The 1,244-nt window shown below is 71.4% G+C and carries 2 protein-coding genes; both read left to right on the top strand.

What is annotated here, in order from left to right; all coding sequences use genetic code 11:
• Positions 1–133: 133 nt before the first annotated feature.
• Positions 134–418: a hypothetical protein gene (locus K377_RS41505; RefSeq protein WP_146614884.1), complete on the top strand. Its 285-nt coding sequence runs from the start codon at positions 134–136 to the stop codon at positions 416–418.
• Between the two features lie 40 nt (positions 419–458).
• A partial coding sequence (locus K377_RS41235; RefSeq protein WP_111668728.1) for an HAD-IB family hydrolase occupies positions 459–1,244 on the top strand: 786 nt, incomplete at its 3' end.

The following is a 1,244-nucleotide window of genomic DNA, read 5'->3' as shown; positions in this document are numbered from 1 at the left end:
GCGCCTCCGGGGCAAGTGGGATCACGGATTCGCATGACTGTTGATACCTTCGCGAAGGTTTGTTTCGCTGATCGTGCGGGGCGCCGACCGGTGTGCCGACCGCAGGCCGGGCAGGCCCGACGAAGGGAACCTCATGCGCAGCGCCGCCAGCACCAGGAACGCACCCGCATCCGCCGCGATCGCCGCACCCGACGCCGCATCGCTCGTCGTGGACGTCCTGGACGCCATCAACTGGACGCCCGGAGCCGGATCCGGCCGTCGAAGCCCCTCCGTGGACCGGGCCCGCGCGGCCGAGGCGGAGGGAGCCGCCCTGTGGGGAATGCCCGCCGGCGGGATGTTCGGCCAGATGTGGGCGGCCGCGCACCACTCCCTGCGAGGCGCCGAGCCGAGAACTCCTGGCGCGCCCTGCCGGCCATAAGATACCTTCGCGAAGGAATACCTAAGGGGTGGGAACCAGCATGACCAGCACGATCACAGCCACCAGACCGGCGTACCTCGTGTTCAGCGACGTCGACGAGACGCTCGTGAACTGCAAGAGCATGTTCGACTTCCTGCAGTTCGCTCTCGTGCGTCTGTACGGCGCCGAGGGGGAGACGCTCTACCGCACCACCCGCGCCCGGCTCGACGCGATGTCCGCGGCCGGCGCGCCCCGCGCGGACGTCAACCGCGCCTACTACCGCAGCGCCTGGACCGGCTACTCCGCGCAGCTGCTCGGCGACCTCGGCCGGGCCTGGTACGACCAGCGTTCCGCGCAGCCCGGGTTCTTCATCGACGAGACCCTCGACGAACTGCGCCGCCACCAGGAGCGGGGCGCCGACGTCGTCCTCGTCAGCGGCTCCTTCGCGCCCTGCCTGGCCCCCATCGGCGAGACGGTGGGCGCCGTACGCTTCATGAGCAGCGAACCCGTCGTCCAGCAGGGCGTGCTCACCGGTGACATCGGCGAGCCCATGATCGGGGAGGGCAAGCGCGCGGCCGTGCTCCGTGTCCTCGCCGAGCACCCGTACCTCAGCCCGCAGGACTGCTACGCGTACGGGGATCATCTCTCCGACGTGCCGATGATGGACTGCGTCGGCCATCCGCGCGGAGTCGGGGACGACCTGAACCTGCGCGCCTACCTCGCGGGGCGCGGCCGGACCTCGTCGCCGGCGGACCCGGCGTCCGAGGGAGCGGCGCCGGGCGGGAGCACGCTCGGCGGAGCGGCGCTCGCCTGCTGGTCCATGGGGTGCGACGAGTCGGCGGTGATC

It is taken from the genome of Streptomyces sp. PsTaAH-137 (assembly GCF_003259365.1).
Classification (GTDB): Bacteria; Actinomycetota; Actinomycetes; order Streptomycetales; family Streptomycetaceae; genus Streptomyces.
This window is presented reverse-complemented; position numbering and strand designations above follow the sequence as displayed.

Bases quoted from the DNA above. Each gene is read 5' to 3' on its own strand.
- K377_RS41505 (WP_146614884.1), top strand. From the start codon at position 134: ATGCGCAGCGCCGCCAGCACCAGGAACGCACCCGCATCCGCCGCGATC.